The organism is Pseudomonas rossensis (assembly GCF_039888995.1).
GTDB lineage: Bacteria > Pseudomonadota > Gammaproteobacteria > Pseudomonadales > Pseudomonadaceae > Aquipseudomonas > Aquipseudomonas rossensis.
Window position 1 is genome coordinate 1 of record NZ_JBBWCB010000413.1, and the last position, 235, is coordinate 235.

Genomic DNA, 235 nt, shown 5'->3' on the forward strand with positions numbered 1-235 from the left:
ACACCCACACCGCGTTCGTGATGGAGTCGCTGATCGACGAACTGGCCGAGGCGGCCGGCAAGGATCCGGTCGAGTACCGACGAACCTTGCTCAAGGACCATCCGCGGCATCTTGGCGTGCTGAACCTGGCCGTCGAGAAAGCCAACTGGAAGGCGCCACTGCCGGACGGCCATGCGTTGGGTGTCGCGGTGCATGAGTCTTTCGGCAGTTATGTTGCCCAGGTGGCCGAGGTGTC

1 pseudogene is annotated in these 235 nt (G+C 63.4%); it reads left to right on the forward strand.

Going from position 1 to position 235, the window contains the following annotated elements:
* Positions 1–235 (forward strand): annotated as a pseudogene (locus tag WLY71_RS31100) (xanthine dehydrogenase family protein molybdopterin-binding subunit); the annotation flags it as partial.